Source organism: Kitasatospora sp. NPDC057015 (assembly GCF_042673745.1).
Lineage (GTDB): Bacteria > Actinomycetota > Actinomycetes > Streptomycetales > Streptomycetaceae > Kitasatospora.
Map to the genome: position 1 here is coordinate 201,576 of NZ_JBHUSG010000005.1, position 22,956 is coordinate 224,531.

At 72.9% G+C, this 22,956-nt stretch carries 17 protein-coding genes; 9 read left to right on the forward strand and 8 right to left on the reverse strand.

Annotated features, from left to right (window positions below):
- Positions 1–148 precede the first annotated feature (148 nt).
- On the reverse strand, positions 149–1,741 hold the full coding sequence (locus ACFTWP_RS07240; RefSeq protein ID WP_380263237.1) for a glycosyltransferase family 39 protein: 1,593 nt from the start codon (positions 1,739–1,741) through the stop codon (positions 149–151).
- Positions 1,742–1,845: 104 nt separating this feature from the next.
- Here ACFTWP_RS07240 and ACFTWP_RS07245 point away from each other — a divergent pair, with 104 nt between their 5' ends.
- The 3 genes from ACFTWP_RS07245 to ACFTWP_RS07255 are packed head-to-tail and all read left to right on the forward strand — an operon-like array spanning position 1,846 to position 4,802.
- A complete protein-coding gene (locus ACFTWP_RS07245) occupies positions 1,846–3,159 on the forward strand; it encodes a hemolysin family protein (protein WP_380263238.1) in 1,314 nt (437 codons plus the stop codon).
- A gap of 30 nt (positions 3,160–3,189) precedes the next feature.
- The gene (gene trpS / locus ACFTWP_RS07250; protein WP_380263239.1) at positions 3,190–4,245 is read left to right on the forward strand and encodes a tryptophan--tRNA ligase; all 1,056 of its coding nucleotides are present in this window, start codon (positions 3,190–3,192) and stop codon (positions 4,243–4,245) included.
- Positions 4,245–4,802: a 2'-5' RNA ligase family protein gene (locus ACFTWP_RS07255; RefSeq protein ID WP_380263240.1), complete on the forward strand. Its 558-nt coding sequence runs from the start codon at positions 4,245–4,247 to the stop codon at positions 4,800–4,802. Before trpS ends, ACFTWP_RS07255 begins: the two co-directional genes overlap by 1 nt.
- Positions 4,803–4,873: 71 nt before the next feature.
- On the opposite strand, the gene ACFTWP_RS07260 is transcribed toward ACFTWP_RS07255, so the two are convergent.
- Together ACFTWP_RS07260 and ACFTWP_RS07265 are read right to left on the reverse strand one after the other, a co-directional pair.
- On the reverse strand, positions 4,874–7,357 hold the full coding sequence (locus tag ACFTWP_RS07260; RefSeq protein WP_380263241.1) for a CDP-glycerol glycerophosphotransferase family protein: 2,484 nt from the start codon (positions 7,355–7,357) through the stop codon (positions 4,874–4,876).
- Between the two features lie 319 nt (positions 7,358–7,676).
- Complete coding sequence (locus ACFTWP_RS07265) at positions 7,677–11,243, reverse strand: CDP-glycerol glycerophosphotransferase family protein (protein WP_380263242.1); 3,567 nt, start codon at positions 11,241–11,243, stop codon at positions 7,677–7,679.
- Positions 11,244–11,467: 224 nt separating this feature from the next.
- Here ACFTWP_RS07265 and ACFTWP_RS07270 point away from each other — a divergent pair, with 224 nt between their 5' ends.
- The 3 genes from ACFTWP_RS07270 (at position 11,468) to ACFTWP_RS07280 (ending at position 14,753) form a co-directional block, all read left to right on the forward strand.
- Positions 11,468–12,472 carry a glycosyltransferase family 2 protein gene (locus ACFTWP_RS07270; protein ID WP_380263243.1) on the forward strand — a complete coding sequence of 335 codons (1,005 nt, stop codon included), beginning with the start codon at positions 11,468–11,470 and terminating at the stop codon, positions 12,470–12,472.
- Between the two features lie 81 nt (positions 12,473–12,553).
- Positions 12,554–13,492, forward strand: a complete 939-nt coding sequence (locus ACFTWP_RS07275; protein ID WP_380263244.1) for a YihY/virulence factor BrkB family protein — start codon at positions 12,554–12,556, stop codon at positions 13,490–13,492.
- 319 nt (positions 13,493–13,811) lie between these two features.
- Positions 13,812–14,753 (forward strand): class I SAM-dependent methyltransferase, encoded by a 942-nt coding sequence (locus ACFTWP_RS07280; protein ID WP_380263245.1) that lies wholly within the window; start codon positions 13,812–13,814, stop codon positions 14,751–14,753.
- 122 nt (positions 14,754–14,875) lie between these two features.
- On the opposite strand, the gene ACFTWP_RS07285 is transcribed toward ACFTWP_RS07280, so the two are convergent.
- Positions 14,876–16,129, reverse strand: a complete 1,254-nt coding sequence (locus tag ACFTWP_RS07285) for a D-alanyl-D-alanine carboxypeptidase family protein (RefSeq protein ID WP_380263246.1) — start codon at positions 16,127–16,129, stop codon at positions 14,876–14,878.
- 152 nt (positions 16,130–16,281) lie between these two features.
- Between ACFTWP_RS07285 and ACFTWP_RS07290 the strand changes: the two genes are divergently transcribed.
- Both ACFTWP_RS07290 and ACFTWP_RS07295 read left to right on the forward strand, forming a co-directional pair.
- Entirely contained in the window at positions 16,282–16,536 is a 255-nt protein-coding gene (locus ACFTWP_RS07290; RefSeq protein ID WP_380263247.1) for an SCO4848 family membrane protein, read from the forward strand.
- Between the two features lie 92 nt (positions 16,537–16,628).
- Positions 16,629–18,332 (forward strand): hypothetical protein, encoded by a 1,704-nt coding sequence (locus ACFTWP_RS07295; protein WP_380263248.1) that lies wholly within the window; start codon positions 16,629–16,631, stop codon positions 18,330–18,332.
- A gap of 70 nt (positions 18,333–18,402) precedes the next feature.
- On the opposite strand, the gene ACFTWP_RS07300 is transcribed toward ACFTWP_RS07295, so the two are convergent.
- Genes ACFTWP_RS07300 through sdhC form a run of 4 tightly spaced genes read right to left on the reverse strand, consistent with a single transcriptional unit; the run spans position 18,403 to position 21,856 of the window.
- On the reverse strand, positions 18,403–19,176 hold the full coding sequence (locus tag ACFTWP_RS07300) for a succinate dehydrogenase iron-sulfur subunit (RefSeq protein WP_380263249.1): 774 nt from the start codon (positions 19,174–19,176) through the stop codon (positions 18,403–18,405).
- A complete protein-coding gene (gene sdhA / locus ACFTWP_RS07305) occupies positions 19,176–20,918 on the reverse strand; it encodes a succinate dehydrogenase flavoprotein subunit (protein WP_380263250.1) in 1,743 nt (580 codons plus the stop codon). Before sdhA ends, ACFTWP_RS07300 begins: the two co-directional genes overlap by 1 nt.
- A gap of 54 nt (positions 20,919–20,972) precedes the next feature.
- Positions 20,973–21,470: a succinate dehydrogenase hydrophobic membrane anchor subunit gene (locus ACFTWP_RS07310; RefSeq protein WP_380263251.1), complete on the reverse strand. Its 498-nt coding sequence runs from the start codon at positions 21,468–21,470 to the stop codon at positions 20,973–20,975.
- A gap of 5 nt (positions 21,471–21,475) precedes the next feature.
- The gene (sdhC, locus tag ACFTWP_RS07315; protein ID WP_380263252.1) at positions 21,476–21,856 is read right to left on the reverse strand and encodes a succinate dehydrogenase, cytochrome b556 subunit; all 381 of its coding nucleotides are present in this window, start codon (positions 21,854–21,856) and stop codon (positions 21,476–21,478) included.
- A 241-nt stretch (positions 21,857–22,097) separates the two neighbouring features.
- Here sdhC and ACFTWP_RS07320 point away from each other — a divergent pair, with 241 nt between their 5' ends.
- Positions 22,098–22,940, forward strand: a complete 843-nt coding sequence (locus ACFTWP_RS07320; RefSeq protein WP_380263253.1) for a hypothetical protein — start codon at positions 22,098–22,100, stop codon at positions 22,938–22,940.
- Positions 22,941–22,956: the final 16 nt, after the last annotated feature.

Genomic DNA, 22,956 nt, shown 5'->3' on the forward strand with positions numbered 1-22,956 from the left:
GACCCCGCGACCCCGCGTCGTGCCGCGGGCCCCCGCCCCCGGGGCGCGGCCGCCGCCCGGTGCGCCCGCGCGGCCGCGCCCCCGCGCGGGCGCCCGGCGGTCGGGCGTCGCCGTCCTGCCGGTCGTCAGCCCGGCGCCGTCCCGGGAGTCACTTGCGGACCAGCAGGGCGACGGTGAGGCCCGACACCCTGTCCACCCTGGTGACCGTGTAGTGCTGCTGCAGCACGGCGCGGCCCGAGTCGTAGACCGTGTTGAGCACGTCGGCGTCGCCGTCGTCCTTGGAGACCAGCCAGATCCGCGGCTCGTCGTGCAGACAGGTGGCCGGGGTCGCGCACACGGTGGGCCACAGGTCCTGCCGGTCCTTGCCGCTCGTCCCCGCGAACACGTCGCGCACCTTGACGTGGTGCGGCAGGTAGTCCAGGTAGTAGGCGACGCCGATGTCCACGCCCCACCACACGGCCATCCGCTGCTGCCCGTACGCGGCCCCGTCGCCCGGCCGGTACTCCTCGTCGATGATCGTCGCGGCCGCCCGGTAGTCCAGCGGCACGAACATGGTCAGCGGCTCGGGGTAGAGGTAGTGCGCGTGCGACAGCGGCTGCCGCACGACGATCTGGTCCTGCGAGGCCAGCAGACCGAGCGCGATCAGCGCGGCCACCACGCCCCGCGGGCGGACCGCCGTGATGCCGGCCCCGGCCAGCACGGCGCAGGCGGGCAGCACGAAGAACATGTACTTCGGGATGAAGTACGAGGTCTCGCCGTAGCGGGAGACCGCCCAGATCACCACCACGGGGAGCACGGCGGCCGTCGAGCAGAGCGCCGCCCCGAACCTCCGGTCGGTGCCCCAGGCCAGCGCACCGGCCAGGAGCACCCCGCCGGCCATCAGGGTGCCGCAGAACACCCCGCCCCAGATCGCGAGGAGGTCGCCCGCCTTCGGCACGGCGATCCAGCCGAGCTGCCGGGTCACCTGGACCTCGCCCAGCTTGACCAGCGGATACGCGCAGGCCGCTCCGAGCCCGGCCGACAGGGTGAAACCGACCGGCAGCCGCCAGTTCCGCCGGTCCCGCCACCAGCACATCGCCACGCCCAGCGCGTGCGCGCCGAGGAAGGTGAGCGACACCAGGTGCAGGTAGGCCGCCGCGGCGACCGCCAGGGAGTAGCAGAACCAGCGCAGCAGGGTGGGCCGCTCCAGGGCGCGCAGCAGCAGGAGCAGCGCGGCGGCGGCGGCCAGGACGACGAAGGCGTAGCTGCGCACCTCCTGGCCGTACCGGGTCACGCTGGGGATCATCGCGAACACCAGCCCGCCGACCAGGCCCGCGCGGCTGCCGAACAGCCGGCGGCCGGTCAGCGCCACGCAGCCGGCGGCGGCGGTCATGGCGAGCACGGTCGGCATGCGCAGCATCGCCGGGGACTCGCCGAAGGCGAGGATCCAGTAGTGCAGCAGCAGGTAGTACGTGCCGTGGACGGCGTCGACGTTCTGCAGCATCGCCAGGATCGCGACGGTCGGCCGGCGGACCACGGTGAGGGTGGCCAGCTCGTCGTGCCACATCACCGGAGTGCTGATCTTGAACAGTCCGGCGGCCAGGGTGGCCAGCACGGGCAGCACCCAGACCCGGTGGAGCAGGGCACGGACCCCGCGCGGGCGGACCGCTCGCAGGCCGTGCCTCGCCCGGCGGCCGGCCCGCAGCGGCGGGTCGGGATCGGTGGAAGGGGCGGGGGACGGGGTCGGGGCAGTCCGGGCCATGGGTTCCTGGGGGCGGTCGTAGAAGGGAGTGCGGTGTTCCGGAACATTCTGCCGGTCCGCCGCGATGGCCGCTCGGTCACCCTACGGTCCTAGGATGACCCACTGTGAACGAAACCCTCGGGGACGCCGCGCTCGTCCTCGTCTTCATCATGCTGGGCGGGTTGTTCAACGTCGCTGAGATCTCGCTGATCTCCCTGCGGGAGGGCCAGATCCGGGCCCTGGAGGGCAAGGGCACCCGGCGGGCCGCCCGGGCCGCCCACCTGGCGGCCGACCCCAACCGGTTCCTGGCGGCCGTCCAGGTCGGCGTGACCTGCATGGGCTTCCTCTCCGCCGCCTTCGGCGCCGACACGCTGGCCGGCAAGCTCGCCCCGGTCTTCGTCGACCTCGGGCTCTCCCCGGGCGTCGCCGACGCGGTGGCCCTGGTCGGGCTGACCCTCGTCATCAGCTACGTCTCGCTCGTCCTCGGCGAGCTGACCCCCAAGCGGATCGGCCTGCAGAGGGCCGACTCGATCGCGGTGCTCGCCGCGCCCGTCGTCGACGTGATGTCGGTGGTGCTGCGCCCGGCGATCTGGCTGCTCGGCCACTCCACCAACCTGATGGTGCGCCTGTTCGGCGGCGACCCGAAGGCCGGCCGGGGCAGCATGAGCTCCGAGGAGCTGCGCGGCCTGGTCGCGGCCAACACCGAGCTGGGCAGCGACGAGCGGGCACTGATCGCGGACGTCTTCGCCGCCGGCGAGCGCCAGCTGCGCGAGGTGATGGTGCCCCGCACCGAGGTGACCTTCCTGGACGCCGAGCGGCTGCTCGCCGAGGTCCGCGAGGAGACCAGCCGCTCGCCGCACTCCCGCTACCCCGTGGTCGAGGGCAGCTACGACTCGGTGGTCGGCTTCGTGCACGTCCGCGACCTGTACGGGGCGCGCGGCGAGCAGGCCGTGCGGGTCCGCGACCTGGCCCGCCCGGTGAAGCTGTTGCCGGCCACCAAGCGGGTGCTGGAGGCGATGGGCGAGATGCGCCGTGAGGGCCACCACCTGGCGATCGTGGTCGACGAGTACGGCGGCACGGCCGGCATCGTGAGCCTGGAGGACCTGGTGGAGGAGGTGATCGGCGAGATCCGGGACGAGTACGACTCGCAGGAGCCGACCACCACCCGCCGGCTGGCCGGCGGCGGCATGGAGCTGGACGGCCTGCTCAACCTGGGCGACTTCGCCGAGGAGACCGGCGTCACGGTGCCGGAGGGCCCGTACGAGACGGTGGCCGGCTACGTGGTCGCCGAACTCGGCCGGCTGCCGGTGGACGGCGACCACGTCCGGATGGCGGACGGGGTGCTGCTGACGGTGGCGAAGGTGGAGGGCCGGCGGATCTCCCGGCTCCGCGTGAGTGCCGTCACACTGTCGCAACCCTCCGCCGAAGACGTTTCCTGAGCGGTAGGTGAAGCTGGAACAATGGCCCGCATGGTCAACGCAGCGGTCAGTGGTCCGGTCAAGGACCGCCCCCGGGTTCTCTCCGGCATCCAGCCCACCTCCGGCTCCTTCCACCTGGGCAACTACCTGGGCGCGGTGCGCCAGTGGGTCGACCTGCAGGAGGCCAACGACGCCTTCTACATGGTGGTCGACCTGCACGCGATCACCGTCGAGCAGGATCCGGCGACGCTCCGCGAGAACACCCGGATCTCCACCGCCCAGCTGCTCGGCGCCGGCCTGGACCCGGACCGCTGCACCCTGTTCGTCCAGTCGCACGTGCCCGAGCACGCGCAGCTCGGCTGGGTGATGAACTGCCTCACCGGCTTCGGCGAGGCCGCCCGGATGACCCAGTTCAAGGACAAGTCCGCCAAGCAGGGCAACGACCGCACCTCGGTGGGCCTGTTCACCTACCCGGTCCTGCAGATCGCCGACATCCTGCTCTACCAGGCCGACGCCGTCCCGGTCGGCGAGGACCAGCGCCAGCACCTGGAGCTCACCCGGGACCTCGCCGAGCGCTTCAACACCCGCTACGGCCAGACCTTCACCATGCCCAAGCCGTACATCCTCAAGGAGACGGCCAAGATCCTGGACCTCCAGGACCCGGCCGCCAAGATGAGCAAGTCGGCCTCCTCGGCCAAGGGCCTGGTCAACCTGCTGGACGAGCCCAAGGTCAGCGCCAAGAAGTTCAAGAGCGCCGTCACCGACACCGGCACCGTCGTCTCCTACGACGAGGAGGGGAAGGCCGGCGTCTCCAACCTGCTGCGCATCCACTCCGCGCTCAGCGGGCAGAGCGTCGACCAGCTGGTCGAGCACTTCGAGGGCAAGATGTACGGCGCCCTGAAGACCGAGCTGGCCGAGCTGTTCACCGAGTGGGTGACGCCCTTCCAGAAGCGCACCCAGGGGTTCCTGGAGGACCCGGCCGAGCTGGACCGGGTGCTGGCGGTCGGCGCGGAGAAGGCCCGGGCGGTCGCCTCCGAGACGCTGGCCTCGGTGTACGACCGGATCGGGTTTTTGAAGCCGGCGAGCCCGAAGCCCGCCGAGCGCTGATGCCGCTGACGAGCCTGCCCGGTGGTGGCGATCTCCCCGAGGTCGTCACCATCGGTGTGTCCGTGAGCGTCCCGGAGCCGTACGGCTCCGAGATCCAGGACGCGCGAGCCGGTCACGGCGACCCGCTCGCCCGGTCCATACCGACGCACGTCACGCTGCTGCCGCCGACCGAGGTGCCGGCCGGCCGGCTGCCCGGGATCGGCGCGCACCTGGCGGAGGTGGCCCGCTCGCACCGGCCGTTCCGGATGCTGCTGCAGGGCAGCGGCACCTTCCGCCCGGTCTCCCCGGTGGTCTTCGTCCGGGTGGAGGAGGGCGCGCACGAGTGCCGGCTGCTGGAGGCCGCCGTCCGCTCCGGGCCGCTGGCCCGGGAGCTGGCCTTCCCGTACCACCCGCACGTGACGGTGGCTCACGGGCTGGCCGACGAGGTGCTCGACCAGGCCTACGAGAAGGCCAGGACCTTCCAGGCGGCCTTCACCGTCGGCGGGTTCGGCATCTCCCGGTTCGACGCCGACGAGGTCTGGCGGCCCTGGCGGTCGTACGCCTTCGGGACGGGCTGACCGCCGACCCGGCACGGGGGCCGGGCCGCGCAGCCGCCGGGCCGGGGCGCGCGAGGGCCCGGCCAGGGCGCTCAGTCGGCGCCGAGCGCCAGCATCCGGTCGACGACCCGCCCGGCCGCGCCGCCGTCCTCCAGCGCGCAGAACCGCTCCCGGAAGCGCTCGTACCGCTCCCGGTACGGGTCGGGCGCCCCGGGCAGCGCGGCCAGCGCGTCGACCAGCTCGGCGGAGCCGCGCAGCAGCGGACCGGGCGCCTCGGCCTCGAAGTCGAAGTAGAAGCCGCGCAGGGTGTCGCGGTAGTGCTCCAGGTCGTAGGTGAAGAACAGCATCGGCCGGCCGGTGATGGCGAAGTCGAACATGATCGACGAGTAGTCGGTGACCAGGACGTCGGCGATCAGCAGCAGTTCCTGGACGTCCGGGTAGTCGCCGACGTCGTACAGGAACCCGTCGCCGGCGCCGGGCAGCGGCTCGCGGACGTGCGCGTGCGGGCGGACCAGCAGGACGTGGTCCCCGCCGAGCCGGCGCCGGGCGTCCTCGACGTCCAGGCGCAGGTCGAGGGTGAAGCCGTCGCCGTTGTCGCGCTGTCGGTCCTCGCGCCAGGTGGGGGCGTAGAGCACCACCCGCCGGCCGTCCGGGATCCCGAGGCGGCGGCGGACCTCGGCGACCGCCGCCGGGTCGGGCCGGGCGAGCACGTCGTTGCGCGGGTAGCCGGACTCCAGGATCTCCCCCCGGAAGCGGAACGCCCGGCGCAGGATCGGCGTGGCGAAGGCGCTGGGGGAGACCAGCAGGCTCCAGTGCGGGCACTCCCGGTCGAGCTGCTCCAGGTACCCGCGGTCGGCGAGCCAGGGGTTGTCGACGTCGTGGGCGATCCGCTTGAGCATCGACCCGTGCCAGGTCTGCACCACGACCTGGCCCGGGCGGCGCTCCAGGAAGTCCGGGAAGTGCGTGTTCCCGACCAGGTAGCGACTGGTCGCCAGGGCCTCGTACCACTCGGGGCTCCAGGTCCGGACGGCCCGCACCCCCGGCGGCACCACGGCCTGCGCGTCGTAGACCGCCCACAGGTGCTCCACCGCGGACCCGCGGCGGGCCAGTTCGGCGTGCACGGCGCGCGGGGAGTCGCAGTAGCCGCGCCCGCTGAAGACGTCGTAGAGCACCGCCTCGCGCAGCGGCCGGTCCCGGGCGGCCGGGTAGTGGCGGGTCCGCAGCCGCTCCTGGGTCCAGGCGCTGCGCTCGGCGGCGCCGAGCACCGGCGTGGAGTCGAGTATCACGGTGTCGTGCCAGCGCCGTTGGAGCAGTATCCGCTTGCCGCCGGCCTCGGCCTGGGCGGGCAGCGCCGGCAGTGCGGCGGGCGCGCCGAGCAGCGGGCGTTCCGCGCCGTCCCGGCCGGCCGGGCGCAGCGACGGCTCCCAGACGCCCTTGCGCAGCGGCAGCGCCGTCCCGCCGGAGTCGGTGGCGGTGGCGGGCAGGTGGACCCGGAACCGGTCGCCGTCGCCCAGGCTGACGGGGCGGCGCAGCTCGGCGGTGCCGTTGACGTGCCGGAGCACGAGTTCCAGCGGGCCCCCGTCCGGGCGCGGGCAGCTGCCGGAGAGCTCGAAGCCGTCCGGGCGGACGGCGATCCGGTCGACGAGGCCGGCCCCGGGCTGGACGCAGAGCTGGAGCCGGCCGTCGGCAAGCTGCTTGAGGTAGAGCACGCGGTCGGGCGCCGCCAGCGGGTGCTGTCCGGCGACCGGGCCGTCCCGTTCGTCGACGACGAGGGGTTCGGCGCCGCCGTCGGGGCGCCGGAGTTCCGGGTCCCAGTGTTCGAGGGCCTCGGCGCCCCGGCCGTCGGCGGTGAACGGCCCGAAGGGCAGCCGCACGGTGAAGGCGTGCCCCTCGACGCCGACCGGCAGGTCGACGACTGCGCCGCTCTGGCGGTGGGCCAGCCGCAGCACGGTGCCGGCCGGGCAGTGGCCCGACGTCCCCCGCAGTTCGACGCCGCCGTCGACCGGCCGCGCCGCGGTGATCCGGGCCCGGGGCCGTTCGACCCGCAGGCGCAGCGCCTCGCCGTGGAAGTACGGCAGGATCCTGGCGTCGCCGCCCACCCAGCGGGCCGGCGGGTACTCGCCGGAGCCGCACCAGTGCGGGGAGAGCGTGCCGTACTGGCGGCGCAGCCGGGTCGCGCCGGGCCGGGTGAGCAGGGTCGCGCCGACCTGCCACTCGCCGGGCGTCCAGGCGCCGTCGGTCCGCAGCCGGCGCGGGTCGACGACGGCGGTGAAGCCCGACCAGTCGTGGTTGAACAGGCTCTGCCCGCTGTCGTCGGTGATCTCGGGGAGGAAGCGCGGCCGGGTGCGGACCCCGAGCCGGCGCCGGCCGTCGTCGTGCCGCAGGGTCAGCCAGGTCAGTGCGCTGCCCCGGCGGGCGGTGTCCAGGTCGCCCGGCCGGGCGAAGCCGGTCAGCTCCAGCCCGCGCGGCGTCCAGCGGGCCCGCAGCAGGCCGAACTCGGGCTCGTCCCCGTACCCCGGGCCCGCCGGGCGCGAGGTGCGGGGGCGGGGGAGGACGATGCGGTTGACGAGCGACATGGGAGGCCCTTCACGGCGGCGGACCGGCCAGGGCGGCGGTCGGGAGGCCCACCGCGCCCGGGGGAGCGGGCCCGTGCCGCACGGTGGCGACAGGGGGGGTGGGCCGAACCGATATCACATCCCGGAAAGGCCTTCCTGGTCAACAGCTGAGTGCTGGCACTTCACTGTGAAATTCGTCGGCAAAGCACTTATTCGAGGGCCGGGAAATTCTCATTCTCCGCGGCGCTCGCGGGCCGGGGACGCCCGCCGTCGAGAAGGGCGGCGCCCGGCGCGGGGATCGCGCCGGGCGCCGCCCGGGTACCGCCTGTGCCGCCGGGTCCTACCGGTCGAGCATGCCGTCGACGACCCGGGCCGCGGCGTGGCCGTCGTCCAGCTCGCAGTACGCCTCGCGGAACGCCGTGTAGCGGTCCGCGTGCTCGGCGGCGATCTCGTCGACCCGCCCCAGGGCGGAGACCAGCTCGGCCGAGGTGGCCAGCAGCGGGCCGGGCGCCTCGGCCTCCAGGTCGAGGCTGAAGCCGCGCAGGTTGTCGCGGTAGTGCTCCAGGTCGTGCATGAAGAACAGGATCGGGCGGCCGGTGCCCGCGAAGTCGAAGAGCGTCGACGAGTAGTCGGTGACCAGGACGTCCGCGATCAGCAGCAGGTCGGCCATGTCGGGGTAGCTGCCCACGTCCCAGATGTACCCGTTGCCGGCCCCGGGGATCTGGCCGCACATCAGGTGGTGGCCGCGGACCAGCAGGACCTGGTCCTCGCCCAGCGCGGCCTTCGCCGCCTCCAGGTCGAGCCGCAGGTCGAGCTGGTAGCCGCCGTTGGGGCGCTTGCGGTCCTCCCGGTAGGTGGGTGCGTAGAGCACCACCTTCTTGCCCTGCGGCAGGCCCAGCTGCTCCCTGACCCGGTCGGCGTTCTTCTCCCGGTCGGCCGCGTGCAGGATGTCGTTGCGCGGGGCGCCCGTCTCCAGGATCTCGCCCTCGTAGGCCATCGCCCGGCGCAGCACCGGGGTCGAGAAGCGGTTGCCCGAGACCAGCAGGGTCCACTGCGCGACCTCGCGGTCGAGCTGCTGGAGGTAGTTGGCGTCGGTGAACCAGATCTTCTCGAAGTCGTGCCCGATCTGCTTGAGCGGGGTGCCCGTCCAGGTCTGCACTATCACCTGGCCGGCCCGCCGGGTGAAGAAGTCCGGCAGGTGACCGCTGGTCACGACGTACTTCGCGGTGGCCAGCGCCTCGTACCACTCCGGGCTCCACTGCCGCAGCGCCCGGGCGGTCTGCGGCAGCTCGGTCTGCATGTCGTCGACGTCCCAGAGGTGCTCCAGCGGGAGCTCCCGGCGGACCAGCTCCTCGTGGATCGCGCGCGGCGAGTCGGCGTACCGGCCGCCGGCCGCGACGTGGTACACGACGGCGTCCCGCAGCGGCCGCTGCTGCGCGGCCGGGTAGTCGACGCGGCGCGCCTGGCGCTGCCGGAAGCCGCTGCGCTCCTCGGGCAGCAGCACGGAGTGCGACTCCAGGGAGAGCCGGTCGTACTCGCGGCGCTCCAGCCCGATCCGCTTGCCCCGCGACTCCACCTCGGCCGGGAGCGAGTCCCAGCACCCGGAGGCGACCAGGGCCTGCGGCCAGCTCGACTCCGGCGCGGCGCCGACCGGGCGGAAGAGCACCTCCCAGGTGCCCTGGGCCAGCGGTACGCGCCCGGCGAACGACGCCGTCGGCACGGTCGGGAGGGCGGCGACGAAGCGGCCCTCGGCGATCTCGACCGGGTACTTGTGCTCCTCCTCGCGCCAGTGGTGACGGACCACCAGCTCGTAGTGGTGCGTGCCGGGCAGCGCGAAGCTGCCGCTGAGCAGGAAGCCGTCCTCGCCCCGGGGCGTGATGCTCTCCACCACGGGCTGCAGCACCTGGTCGCAGAGCTGGAGGAAGCCGGTCGGCGAGGGCTTGGAGAACAGCGCGCGGCGCAGCTCCGGCGCCGCGCCGGGGTTCAGCGCGACGTCCAGCGGCGTGGGGGCGACGCGGTCGTCCAGCGCCACCGGGACGGTGCTGCCGTCGGTGAGCAGCAGCGCGGTGTCCCAGCGGTCCCTGGTGCGCTCCTCGGCGAGCGGGTCCAGCGCGGCCCAGCCCTCGCGGACCTCGGTCAGCTCGGCGACCGGGAAGACCGCGGCGAACGGCTGGGTGGTGCCGGCCGGTACGCCGAGCTCCAGCGGGAAGGTCAGCGTCCGGTCCGACTCGACGTGGGTCAGGCGCAGCTGGGCGCCGGCCAGGTCGGGGCCGGAGCGGGCGGTGCCGGAGACCTCGATCTGTCCGCCGGTCGAGGCCAGGCCGGTGACCCGGGCCCGGATGTTCTCCACCCGCAGGTAGACGTGGTTGTCGCGGACCCACGGGACGACCCGGACGTCCTGCTCCACCCAGTGCGCCGGCAGGAACGCGGCGTTGTCGCTCCAGCCCGCCGAGATCCGCCCCTTGAAGACGCCGCCCTTGCCGGCGCCCGCCACCAGCACCCGCCAGTTCCCGTCCTTCCACCGGCCGCGGTGCTTGAGCCGCTTGGGGTCGATGGTGGCGGTGAAGCCGCCCCAGTCGCAGCTGTACAGGTCGTGCGGGGAGCTGGCGGTGGCCTCGGGGCTGTACTGGGTCCGGGTCTGCACGGCGAGGACCCGGCGGCCCTTGACCTCGCGCAGCACCAGGACCTTGACCATGTCGTGCTTGTTCTCGGCGCCCAGGTGCTCCGGGTAGGCGTGCCCGGTGAGCTCCAGCTTGCCGTCCACCCAGTCCGAGCCGTACAGCCGGCTGCGCATGACCAGCGAGTTCTCCAGCCGCAGCACGTCGGCGGGCACGCTCTTGCGCCCGCCGCGCAGGAACGGGTAGTCGGCGTAGGGGCGCAGGATGCCGCGGGCGGGCGCGGCGCCGTTGCTCCGGCCCTCGAACTTCATCTGCTCGACGAACTCGTCGATCCGGCCCTGCAGGGTCAGGTGGTACTTCAGTCGCAGCGGCGCGCGCAGCTTGCGGACCTTCTCCGGGCCGATCGCCCGCAGCAGGCGGCTGACGCTGGTGCGGTAGGCGTCGCGGTACTCCCGGTCGCCGTCGACGACCGACCAGAAGAACATCGGGATCTCCTCGACGAGGGTGTTCTCGTCGTAGGAGCGCAGGTACTCGGCGAACCGCGGCTCGGGCCGGTTCCCCAGCCAGGCCCGGACCAGCTCGACGGACTTGACGCGGTCCACCAGGCCCTTGGGGTTGGTGCGCATCTGGGTGATCGACATCTCGCCGACCTCGCGCTCGCGCCAGTGGTAGATCGGCTCGGAGAGCACGTCCACGCTGCGGGCGAGGTAGTGGTGCGGCACGCTGACCGGGGCGTCCTCGTACAGGATGCCCTCGGGGTAGAGGATGCCGGCCTCGTCGAAGAAGCTGCGGCGGTACACCTTGTTCCACGCGGTGCGGTCGGTGACCAGCGCCGGGATCTCGGTGATGTGCGTCTTGAGGCGGGTCTCCTTGAACGGCTTCACGTGCCCGTTGGACTGGTAGTAGCCCACCGCCCGGAAGCGCAGCACGTTGCCGGTGACGAAGTCGGAGCCGGTCTCGTCGAGCGTGTTGATCATCAGCTCGTACGCGCTCGGCGGCATCGAGTCGTCACTGTCGACGAAGCAGAGGAACTCGGTGCCCTCGGTCAGGTTCCGGATGCCGGTGTTGCGGGCCGCACCGAGGCCCTTGTTGACCTGCTGGACCAGCCGGAACCGGGGGTCCTTGGCCGCGTAGGCCTTGGCCAGGGCCGCGCTGCCGTCCTTGGAACCGTCGTCGACCATGACGACCTCGAAGTCCTCGAAGGTCTGGGCGGCGATCGAGTCGAGACATTCCACGAGATAGCGCTCGACGTTGTAGATCGGGACGACGATGGAGAGGCGGGGAGCCATCGGCTACGCGGGCCTTTCAATTGGGGGAGGGGCCCGACCGGCTGGAATGAGCTGGTCACAGGCTGTTCTGGCTGCACACGTGCTCCGATCTTACCGTCCCGCCCTCGCCGTCCCGGTGGCCCGACCCACCGGGGCCGGGTGCCGCGCGGCGCCTTCGCGACGCGCCCGCCGGCGGTCCCGAGCCCGCCCGCCCCCTCCGCCGCCGCCCCTGGAATGATGGCCGGATGCCCCGCTTCAGCGTGATCATCCCCGTCTACCAGGTGCAGGACTACCTCGCCGAGTGCCTCGACTCGGTGCTCTCGCAGTCCTTCACGGACTTCGAGCTGATCGCGGTGGACGACCGCTCACCCGACGGCTGCGGCGCGATCCTGGACGAGGCGGCCGACCGCGACCACCGGGTCCGGGCCGTGCACCTGCCGGAGAACGTCGGCCTCGGCCGGGCCCGCAACGCCGGCCTCGACCACGCAACCGGCGACTACCTGCTCTTCCTCGACAGCGACGACACCTTCACCCCGGGCCTGCTGGAGGCCGTCGACCAGCGCCTGCGCCGCGGGCAGGACCCGGACGTCCTGGTCTACGACTACGCCCGCAGCCACCCCGACGGCCGGCTGGTCCGGGCCGCCTCCGCGGCCGTGATGGGCCGCCCCGGCCCCGAGGTCTTCGACCTCGACCAGCGCCCCGACCTGCTCGAACTCCTCCAGGTGGTGTGGAACAAGGCCTACCGCCGCGACTTCGTCACCGCGCAGGGCCTGACCTTCCCGGCCGGCTACTACGAGGACACCCCCTGGACGTACCCGGCGCTGCTCGCGGCCGCCCGGATCACCCTGCTCGACCGGGTCGGCGTCCACTACCGGCAGCGCCAGGAGGGCGGCAACATCCTCGCCACCCCCAGCCGCAAGCACTTCGACGTCTTCGGCCAGTACGACCTCGTCTTCGCCTTCCTGGACGGCCGCCCCGACCTGGACCGCTGGCGCCCGGTGGTTTACGGGCGGATGCTGCACCACCTCGACACGGTGGTCAGCCGGCCCGGCCGGATCCCGCCCGGCGACCGCCGGGAGTACTTCCGCCGCGCGGCCGCGCACTGCGCCCGGCTGCGCCCGGCCGGCTACCGGCCGCCCGCCGGCGTGGCCGGCGTCCGGACCGAGCTGCTCAGCCAGGGCCGCTACGCCGGCTATCAGGCCGTTCGGGCGCTCGCCCGCGCCCGCCGGCTGGTGGCCCGGGGCGCCTGAGACATACCGGGCGGAGCGACGGGTATAAGGGACGGACCGCCACTTCCGGCTGCCCCCGATCCGAGGACAGGTCGACCCGCCGTGGAATTCCTCACCCGTCTCCCGGTGATCGGCCCGCTCGTGGCCCGGGTGCTGCGCAGCCGACCGTACCGCGTCTACGAGCACTTCACCGCCACCAAGGGCAACCGGCTGGCGGGTGCGATCACCTTCTTCGGGTTCCTCGCGCTCTTCCCGCTGCTGACCGTGGCCCTGGCGATCGCCGTCGCGGCGCTGACCCCGGGCCGGGTCGAGGACCTCCAGCAGCGGATCGAGGACCAGCTGCCCGGCCTGTCCGACTCGCTGGACCTGAACTCGCTGGTCGCCAACGCCGGCACGGTCGGGGCGATCAGCGGCCTGCTGCTGCTGCTCTCCGGCCTCGGCTGGGTCGACACCATGCGCGGCGCGATCCGGGACGTCTGGCTGCTCCCGGAGGAGACCGCCAACCCGATCCTGCGCAAGGCCTGGGACTGCCTGGTGCTGTTCGGCCTCGGCCTGGTCAGCCTGTTCTCGCTGGCCGCCTCCGCCGCCGGCACCACCCTCGCCGGGAAGATCGCCGACCAGCTCGGACTCGACCGCAGCGGCCCCGGCGGCTACCTGCTCACCGCCGTCGGCCTGCTGATCGCGATCGCCTCGGACATGGTGCTGTTCGCCTACCTGCTGGCGCCGTTCCCCCGGATCACCGGCCAGCGCCGGCGCAGCCTGGTGGAGGGCGCGCTGCTCGGCGCGGTGGGCTTCGAGCTGCTCAAGCTGCTGCTCGCCTCCTACCTCGGCTCGGTGGCCGGCAAGAGCCTGTACGGGGCCTTCGGCGTCCCGGTGGCCCTGCTGCTGTGGATCAACTTCGTCTGCCGGCTGCTGATGTACTGCGTCTCCTGGACGGCGGTCGCCGACCCGGAGGCCGCCCGGGAGCGGGCGGCCGAGCAGGCCCGGCGCGCCCTGGAGGCGGCCGGCGAGGGCCGGACCGCAGGCGGCCCGACCTCCTGACCGTCCGAGGGTGACCCGCCGCCGCGTCCGCGGCCCCTGCGCCGCCCGTCCCGGCCCCTGTTCCCGGCCTGTCCCGGGGCCCGGTCGGGACAGGCCCGCACCTGCCGGGACCGGCTCTGACCTGCGGATTCTGGCCCCTGACGGCGGGGCGGCGAGGGCCGGTACGAGGAATAAAACAGAGCTTGTCCGTATCTCTCGCATGGAGTCGAACAAGTGACTAGGCTCACACCTCACTGCCCGCACGACTGTGACTTCCGTCCCAGTGCCGGCGGGCACCAGCGGCCACCCCGCTCACCGCAGTCACCTGGAGATTCCCGTGATGAGCGCCGATCCCCACACCACGAATCCGGTCCGCCCCACCCCACGGCGACTGGATGACGTACCCGGCTGGTTCTGGCCCGTCGACCAACTGCTCTTCACCCGCATCCTGGAAGGGCAGACTGCCGCCGAACAGGCCGGTGACCTGCTGGAACTCGGCACCTACCTGGGCCGGAGCGCGATCCTCATAGGCCGGCACCTCCAGCCCGGCGAGAACTTCACCATCTGCGACCTCTTCGACTCGGACGCGCCCGACGCGGCCAACGCCGACGAGATGTCGATGTCCTACCGCAAGACCCTGACCAGGCAGGCCTTCGAGGCCAACTACCTGGCCTTCCACCCGGAGCTGCCGACCGTCGTCCAGGCGCCCACCTCCGTCCTGCAGGACGGCCGGGTGGCCGCGGAGAGCTGTCGCTTCGTCCACATCGACGCCTCCCACCTCTACGAGCACGTCGTCGGCGACACCGAGGTCGCCCGCGCGGCACTCGGCAAGAACGGCGTGGTCGTCTTCGACGACTACCGCTCCGCGCACACCCCGGGGACGGCCGCGGCCGTCTGGGAGGCGGTCTTCGCCCGCGGGCTGCGCCCGGTCTGCCTGAGCCCGGAGAAGTTCTACGGCACCTGGGGCGACCCGGTCGAGATCCAGCAGATGCTGCTGAGCCACGACTGGACGGGCGAGGGCTGGGACCTCGGCCGGGACGTGCTGGCCGGCGGCGAGGTGCTGCGGCTGTCCGGACAGGGCCGCAACCCGGCCGATCCCGAGGTCGCGGCCGCCCGGCCGGGCGGGCGGGCGGCCGGCGGCGGTGAGCGGCAGCCGGCCTCCAGGCCCGTCCCCGGACCTCGCTCGGTCGGCCGCCGGCTGGCCCTCGACCTGCTGCCGCCGGTGGCCACCCGCGCCGTCCGGCGCCGCCTGCAGGCCTCCCGGGACCGCCGGGCCGGCTGAGGCCGCCGGGTGGGCCCGTCCGCCGTCCGCTCCCGGCACACCGCCGTGCCGCCGCCACACCCCGCGCCGAGGCCGGGCGGGCCGTCCCGCGCCCGCCCGGCCTCCGGTGCGTCCGGCGCGCGCTACGCCTCCTGGTCGAACGGCGGCGGGCCGTCCCACCGGCCCGCCGCGGCCGCCTCCGCCCGGCGCGCCCGGCGGATCACCAGGAAGGCCAGCAGGGGCAGCAGGGCGGCCGTGGCCACCCCCAGGGCGATGGCGGGCCCGGTGTCCGTCCGGCCGGGTGCCGGCCTCGCCGCCGGCGGGGCCAGCGCCCGGGCGGGCTCGCTCGGCGCGGCGGTCGGCCCGCCCTGCCCGCCCGCGGCCCCGCCGGCCGGTGAGGGAGAGGCACCGGCCGGCTTCTCGTCGACCAGCTGCCCGACCGGGGTGACCTTGTCCGCGGCGGCGAAGCCCCAGTCGAGCAGCGCGGCCGTCTCGTCGTACACCTTCTGGTACGTGGTCGGGTGCATCACCGTCACCAGCAGGGTGCGTCCGCCGCGCTCGGCGGCGCCGACGAAGGTCGAGCCGGCGTTGGTGGTGAACCCGTTCTTCACCCCGATCAGGCCGGGGTACTTGCCGAGCAGGCGGTCGGTGTTGGCGATGCCGAAGCTCCCGCGCTGCCCGGTGTTCTTGTCGAACATGCCGGGGAACTGCGCGTCCCGGGTCGCGCAGTAGGCCCGGAAGTCGGGATTGCGCAGCCCGGCCCGGGCGAACAGGGTCAGGTCGTAGGCCGAGGACACCTGGCCGTCCTGGTCGTAGCCGTCCGGCGAGATGACGTGGGTGTCGCGGGCCTGCAGCGCCTCGGCGCGGGCCTGCATCTCGGCGACGGTCTGCTCGACGCCGCCGTTCATGTGGGCGAGCACGTGCACGGCGTCGTTGCCGGAGCTGAGGAAGACCCCGCGCCAGAGGTCCTCGACCCGGTAGTCCAGGTCCTCCTTGATGCCGACCAGGCTGCTCCCGGCGCCGAGGCCGGTCAGCTCCTCGGGCGCCACCCGGTGGACCTGCTCCTTGTCGAACTTCGGCAGCACCGTGTCGGCGAAGAGGATCTTCATGGTGCTCGCCGGCGGCAGTCGCAGGTGCGGGTTGTTCGCGGCCAGCACCTCGCCGGACGCGGCGTCCGCCACTATCCAGGACTTGCCGGTGAGATCCCCCGGCAGCGCCGGAGCGCCGGCCAGCGGGGCCAGTTGCACCCCGGGCAGGCCCAGCAGCTCGCCGCCGATCGCCGGCGGCGGGGGCGGCGGGTCCTCACCCGGCGCGGCGACGGCGGCCGGGGCCGCGCAGATCGAGGCGGCGGCGGTCAGCGCGGCCAGCCGGCGTGCGAGGTGACGGCGTGTGTGCACCCGCAGACCGTACCCACATCCGGGTTCGGCCGGACGCGGCACCCCCGATGTCCCCCGCAGGAGGGGCTGCGGCTGGGCCGTCCGGCGCACTGCGCATACTGGACCGGACGGCCCGACGGACCGTTCCGCCCCGCCCCCGGAGGACTCGCACCATGAAGCTCAGCCGCCGCACGTCCTGGTTCCTGACGGCCTTCGGCGCCTGGTCCATGGTGATCTGGGTGACCTTCGTGAAGAACCTCTGGAAGGACTCCGGCGGCCAGGCCTTCACCGGCGGCGACCACTCCCAGCCGACGGCCTTCTTCTGGATCCACCTCACCCTCGCGGTGACCTCCTTCGTCCTCGGCGTCCTGGTCGGCCTGGTGGGCGTCCGCGGTCTGCGCGCCGGTCGGGAGCCCGCCGCCGGCTGACGGTATATCCGTTGCCCGCCCCGGTCGCGCGCTGGCAAGATCCTCAGGCGCGCGACCGCGCGAACGAACTTGCGATTCAAGGGTGGGGTCCAGTGACACGTTCGAGGAGCATCCGAGCCGTCCGCCGGCTGTCGGTGGTGTCGGCCGCAACCCTCGCGGCCGGGCTGATCGCGGCCCCCGGAGCGCTCGCCGCCGGAGCCGCCAAGCCGACCGTCGCCGAGCCGAAGGCCTCGCCCACACCGGGCTTCGCCTCCACCGGCGTCGCCGGCGACGCCTGTGACGGCTCCACCGTGCCCGGCTGGCTCGGCCTCTCCACCGGCGGCCCCACCCTCACGGCGTTGGTCGGGACGGGTAAGGACACCGCCACCCCCGTCGGAGCCCGCTTCACGGTCCGCGACGTCACCGGGGCCAAGCAGAAGAAGGCCTTCCAGGGGGACACCACGCCCGGAGCGCCCGGCATCGTCCGGATCCAGGCCCCCGGACTGACGGACGGCCACTCCTACGCGTGGAACGCCAAGGCCGTCCAGGGTGATCGGCACTCCGCGCCGACCGCCGACTGCCACTTCCGGCTCGACCTCACCCCGCCGACGGTGGCGGTGAACTCCACCGACTTCCCGGCGAGCGGCTCCGGCGCCCAGCCGGTCAAGTACGCCGGGGAGACTGGCACCTTCACCGTCACCGGCACCGACCCGGTGCCGGCCGGCGGCGCGGCCTCCGGCGTGGCCTGCTACCAGTACGCGCTGGCCCCCGCCGGGCTGAGCGTCGGCAAGCACTGCGGCGACCCGGGCACCGTGGCGGCCGCCGCCGACGGCGGCGCGTCCGTCCAGGTGAAGCCCGCCGACTGGGGCAGCAACGTCCTCGCCGTCCAGGCCATGGACAACGCCGGCAACGTCTCGCAGCCGTTCTCCTACAGCTTCTACGCGCCGTCCGACCCGCGCCCCAAGCCGAGCACGGACGGGGACGTCAACGGTGACGGGGTGCCCGACATCCTGCTGCCCGACGCGGCGGGGAACCTCCAGATCGTCAGCGCCGCGGCGACCACCACCGCACCGGCCTCGGTGATCCCGGCCGCGCTCGGGCCCGGCGGCACCTGGACGGGTGCCGAGGTGCTGCACCGGGGCTCGACCGCCGCCCACGCGCCGGTCGACGACCTCCTGGTCCGCAAGCCCGGCAACCCGGGAACCGTCTACGGCTACCGGAACTTCGCCGCCGGGAACTTCAGCGGCCGCAGCCCCGTCCTGGTGGACCACCCGGGCACCGGGGACTGCTACGACCTGGACGCCGCCCCGGTCGCCTGCCCCGCGGACTTCGCCGACGACTGGTCGGCCGCCGAGCAGCTGGTCGCGCTCGGCAACCCGTACGCCCCGCAGCGCGAGCTGCCCGTCCTGATCTCGGTCGAGCACGGCAACCTCTGGGCGTACTACTCGTCCGGCCTGTCCTACGGCGCGGCCCAGCAGCTCACCACCACCGGCACCTGGACCGGCTACGACCTGATCGCCCCCGGCGCCGACGCGGCCGGCAACCTGGCGCTCTGGGCCCGCGAGCGGGCCACCGGCAAGCTGCACGCCTACGCGGTCCCGAAGAAGGCCGACGGCACCCTGGACTTCACCGCGCTGGCCGACCCGGCCGCCGGCGTCGTCCCGGGCAGCTTCACCGTCGAGGCGTACCCGACGCTCGGCAGCTCCGGCGACGGCAACGCCGACGGCGCCCCGGACCTGTGGGCCGTCACCGCGGACCGGCACCTGGTGACCTTCACCGGGTACACCGCCCCGAAGGACCTCGGCCTCCTCGGCTGAACCACGCAGACGCCCGAGGGCCCGTCCGGATCACTCCGGACGGGCCCTCGGGCGTCGGTGCGGGCGGCTCCTAGAAGCGGCGGGTCACCAGGGCCCGCTTCACTTCCTGGATCGCCTTGGTGACCTCGATGCCACGCGGGCAGGCCTCCGAGCAGTTGAAGGTGGTGCGGCAGCGCCACACGCCCTCACGGTCGTTCAGGATCTCCAGCCGCTGCTCCGCACCCTCGTCGCGCGAGTCGAAGATGAAGCGGTGCGCGTTGACGATCGCGGCCGGGCCGAAGTACTGGCCGTCGTTCCAGAAGACCGGGCAGGACGACGTGCACGCGGCGCACAGGATGCACTTGGTGGTGTCGTCGAAGCGCTCGCGGTCCTCGGCGGACTGCAGGCGCTCGCGCGTCGGGTCGTTCCCGTTGGTGATCAGGAACGGCATGACGTCCTTGTACGCCTGGAAGAACGGGTCCATGTCGACGATCAGGTCCTTGAGGACCGCGAGGCCCTTGATGGCCTCGATGGTGATCGGCTTCTCGGGGTTGACGTCCTTGATCAGGGTCTTGCAGGCCAGCCGGTTGCGACCGTTGATCCGCATCGCGTCCGAGCCGCAGATCCCGTGCGCGCAGGAGCGGCGGTAGGTGAGGGTGCCGTCCTGCTCCCACTTGACCTTGTTCAGCGCGTCCAGGACGCGCTCCTTCGGGTCCATCGTGAGCTGGTAGTCCACCCACACCGGCTCCGGGTGCTCCTCCGGGTTGAACCGGCGGATCCGCAGGGTCACGGTGATCAGCTGGACGCCGCCCGCCTCGGCCGCGTCCAGGGCGGCGGAGTGCTTCTCCATGGTCGGAGTGCCCATCAGTACTTACGCTCCATCGGCTGGTAGCGGGTGGTGACGACCGGCTTGTAGTCCAGGCGGATCGAGGTGGTGCCGTCCTCGGCGACCTCCTGGTACGCCATCGTGTGCTGCATGAACTTCACGTCGTCACGGGTCGGGAAGTCCTCGCGGTAGTGACCGCCGCGCGACTCCTCGCGAGCCAGCGCGGAGACCGCCAGCACCTCGGCCAGGTCGAGCAGGTTGCCCAGCTCGACGGCCTCCAGGAGGTCCGTGTTGTAGCGGAAGCCCTTGTCCTGGATGGCGACGTGCTTGTAGCGCTCACGCAGCCCGGCGATGTCCTCGACGGCCTGCTTCAGGGTCGCGCCGGTGCGGTAGACCATGGCGTTGGCGTCCATCGTCTCCTGCAGCTCCTTGCGGATCTGCGCGACGGACTCCGTGCCGGTGGACTCCCGCAGGCCGTCGACCAGCGCCTGGACCTTCTCGGCCGGGTTCTCGGGCAGCTCGGTGAAGCCGACCGTGGACGAGTAGTCGGCGGCGGCGATGCCGGCCCGCTTGCCGAAGACGTTGATGTCCAGCAGCGAGTTGGTGCCCAGGCGGTTGGCGCCGTGCACCGACACGCAGGCGACCTCGCCGGCCGCGTACAGGCCCGGGACGACGTCCGTGTTGTTGCGCAGCACCTCACCCTCGACGTTGGTCGGGATGCCGCCCATCGCGTAGTGCGCGGTGGGCTGGATCGGGATCGGGTCCGTGTAGGGCTCGATGCCGAGGTAGGTGCGCGCGAACTCCGTGATGTCCGGGAGCTTGGCGTCCAACTGCTCCGGCGGGAGGTGCGTGAGGTCCAGGTAGACGTGGTCGCCGTCCGGGCCGCAGCCGCGACCCTCGCGGATCTCGGTGTAGATGGCGCGCGAACAGACGTCACGGGACGCGAGGTCCTTCATGACGGGGGCGTAGCGCTCCATGAAGCGCTCGCCGTCCTTGTTGCGCAGGATGCCGCCCTCGCCGCGGGCGCCCTCGGTGAGGAGGATGCCCATGCGCCAGATGCCCGTCGGGTGGAACTGGAAGAACTCCATGTCCTCCAGCGGCAGGCCGCGGCGGTACACCAGGGCCTGGCCGTCACCGGTGAGGGTGTGGGCGTTGGAGGTGACCTTGAAGAACTTGCCGGTGCCGCCGGAGGCGAAGACGACCGACTTGGCCTGGAAGACGTGGATCTCGCCGGTGGCCAGCTCGTAGGCGACGACGCCCGCGGTCTTGCCCTCGTTGATCAGCAGGTCCAGGACGTAGAACTCGTTGAAGAACTCGACGCCGTGCTTGACGCAGTTCTGGAACAGCGTCTGGAGGATCATGTGACCGGTGCGGTCGGCCGCGTAGCAGGAGCGGCGCACGGCCGCCTCACCGTGGTTGCGGGTGTGGCCGCCGAAGCGGCGCTGGTCGATCCGGCCGGCCTCGGTGCGGGAGAAGGGCAGGCCCATCTTCTCCAGGTCGAGGACGGCGTCGATGGCCTCCTTGCACATGATCTCGGCGGCGTCCTGGTCGACCAGGTAGTCACCGCCCTTGACCGTGTCGAAGGTGTGCCACTCCCAGTTGTCCTCCTCGACGTTGGCGAGGGCGGCGCACATGCCGCCCTGGGCCGCGCCGGTGTGGGACCGGGTGGGGTAGAGCTTGGTCAGCACGGCGGTGCGGCTGCGCTGCGTCGACTCGATGGCCGCGCGCATGCCGGCGCCGCCCGCGCCGACGATGACTGTGTCGTACTGGTGAATCTGCATGGGGGTCTTAACTCGCCTCTGGCCTCTGCCGATTGCCGGTTAGATGCTGTGTCGTCAGATGTTGGGGTCGAAGGTGAAGATCACCAGCGTCCCGAGCAGCACGGTGAACACCGTGGCAGCGCCCATCAGGGTCTTCAGCCAGAACCGGGTGGAGTCCTTCTCGGCGTAGTCGTTGATGACCGTGCGCATGCCGTTGGCGCCGTGCAGCATGGCCAGCCACAGCATCAGCAGGTCCCAGCCCTGCCAGAACGGCGAGGCCCAGCGGCCCGCCACGAAGGCGAAGCCGATCTTGGAAACGCCGCCGTCGAGCACCAGCATGATCAGCAGGTGGCCGAGGATCAGCACGACCAGCACGACGCCCGACAGGCGCATGAACAGCCAGGCGAGCATCTCGAAGTTGGTCCGCGTACGGCGCGGGGTCTTCCTGGTGCGGGTCCGGGGGGGCTCGACCACGAAGGCGTCGGCGGGGTTCCCGGTGCCGAGACCCTGGCCCGTGTGGGCCTGGGCGGAGGGAACCACCAGCGAGTCGGAGTAGGTGTAGTCCGTAGGCATGCCGATCACTTCCCGAACCAGTTGGTCAGCGTGTGCTGGAGGATCGGGTAGAAGGCACCGGCCATCAGGACGACCCAGACGCCGACGACGGACCAGAGCATCTGCTTCTGGTACTTCGGGCCCTTGGACCAGAAGTCGACGGCGACGAGCCGCAGGCCGTTCAGGGCGTGGAACAGGATGGCGGCCACCAGGCCGTACTCCATCACGTTCACCAGCGGCGTCTTGTACGTCTGAATGACGGAGTCGTATGCCTCGGGGGAGACCCGCACGAGGGCGGTGTCGAGGACGTGGGCGAACAGGAAGAAGAAGATGAGGACGCCGGTGACTCGATGAGCCACCCAGCTCCACATGCCTTCCCGGCCGCGGTACAGCGTTCCAGCCGGCACGGAAAAACCCTCCGGAAGCGATTGGGGGCTCGGCCGGCTTCGGTGTCGGTCAGCCCGGCCGGTACGGTCCTCCGGCCGCCAGCATCCTATCGACGCGCTGTCGGGAACCGCCTCCGGGGGCCCGAGGTGTGATCAAACAGGCACGAGCGGGCTAATCCGGCGGGAACTCGTCACCGTACGTGAGCGCCCGGCTGCGCTACGGTGGCGGCCCGCCCCGCCGCCGACGACTGCCGAGGCCCCCGTGCCGCTCCGCCCTGCCCGTCGCCCCGCCCCCGGTCCGTCCCCGACCCCCGCGCCGCCGGCCGGCCCGTGCCGTCGCCCGCCGGGCCGTACCGCCGCGGCGCTCGCCGGCCTCCTGCTGCTGGTCAGCGGCTGCGCCACGGTCGGCGTCTCCGCCGACCGGGTCGGCGAGGGGCGGGCGCTGACCGCGGCCGAACTGCGGGCCGCGGCGCTGACCGACGGCGATCTCGGGCCCGGCCGCATCGTCACCGTGATGACCCCGGGACACGGCGAGACCGGGCCGGCGGACGGCCGGGAGGTCACCGACGTGCCGGCCTGCCAGCCCGTCCTGGACGCGGTGACCCCGGCCAACGCGGCCGGCCGGAGCGGCGGCTCCTCGCCGACGGCGGACCGCGACCAGCCGCTCGCCGAGACCGACCTGAGCGTGGCCACCGCGGCCGACCCCAAGGGCAGTGTCTACGCCGGTCTGCTGGCCTACCGCCCGGGCCGGGCCGCGGAGTTGCGCCGCCGGCTGGAGGAGGTGCTGGCCGGCTGCGAGAGCTTCACCTCCACTACGGCGACGGGCCACGGGGCGCCCGGCGGGCGCAAGGGGGTGCCGGCCAGGCACCGGCTCAGCCGGGTCGACACGCCCACCACCGGGGGAGCGGACGCGGTGACGGGGTTCACTCTGACGAATGAATCCGGAGGGGTGACGCTCACCCAGCGGGCGGTCCTCGCCCGGGTCGGTTCGGTGCTGGCGGTCTTCAGCACGGTGGGCGTCGGCGCGGAGCCGGCCGCCGAGCCGGACGAGCGGGTCGTCCGGCAGCAGGTGGCCAAGCTCCGCGCCGCGCAGCGGAGCGGGTAGGGCCCGGTGCGGGACG

Coding starts and splice junctions, on each gene's coding strand:
- ACFTWP_RS07270 (WP_380263243.1), top strand. CDS start 11,468: ATGCCCCGCTTCAGCGTGATCATCCCCGTCTACCAGGTGCAGGACTAC.
- ACFTWP_RS07290 (WP_380263247.1), top strand. CDS start 16,282: ATGAAGCTCAGCCGCCGCACGTCCTGGTTCCTGACGGCCTTCGGCGCC.
- trpS (WP_380263239.1), top strand. CDS start 3,190: ATGGTCAACGCAGCGGTCAGTGGTCCGGTCAAGGACCGCCCCCGGGTT.
- ACFTWP_RS07280 (WP_380263245.1), top strand. CDS start 13,812: ATGAGCGCCGATCCCCACACCACGAATCCGGTCCGCCCCACCCCACGG.
- ACFTWP_RS07265 (WP_380263242.1), bottom strand. CDS start 11,243: ATGGCTCCCCGCCTCTCCATCGTCGTCCCGATCTACAACGTCGAGCGC.
- sdhA (WP_380263250.1), bottom strand. CDS start 20,918: ATGCAGATTCACCAGTACGACACAGTCATCGTCGGCGCGGGCGGCGCC.
- ACFTWP_RS07255 (WP_380263240.1), top strand. CDS start 4,245: ATGCCGCTGACGAGCCTGCCCGGTGGTGGCGATCTCCCCGAGGTCGTC.
- ACFTWP_RS07240 (WP_380263237.1), bottom strand. CDS start 1,741: ATGGCCCGGACTGCCCCGACCCCGTCCCCCGCCCCTTCCACCGATCCC.
- ACFTWP_RS07260 (WP_380263241.1), bottom strand. CDS start 7,357: ATGTCGCTCGTCAACCGCATCGTCCTCCCCCGCCCCCGCACCTCGCGC.
- ACFTWP_RS07310 (WP_380263251.1), bottom strand. CDS start 21,470: ATGCCTACGGACTACACCTACTCCGACTCGCTGGTGGTTCCCTCCGCC.
- ACFTWP_RS07300 (WP_380263249.1), bottom strand. CDS start 19,176: ATGGGCACTCCGACCATGGAGAAGCACTCCGCCGCCCTGGACGCGGCC.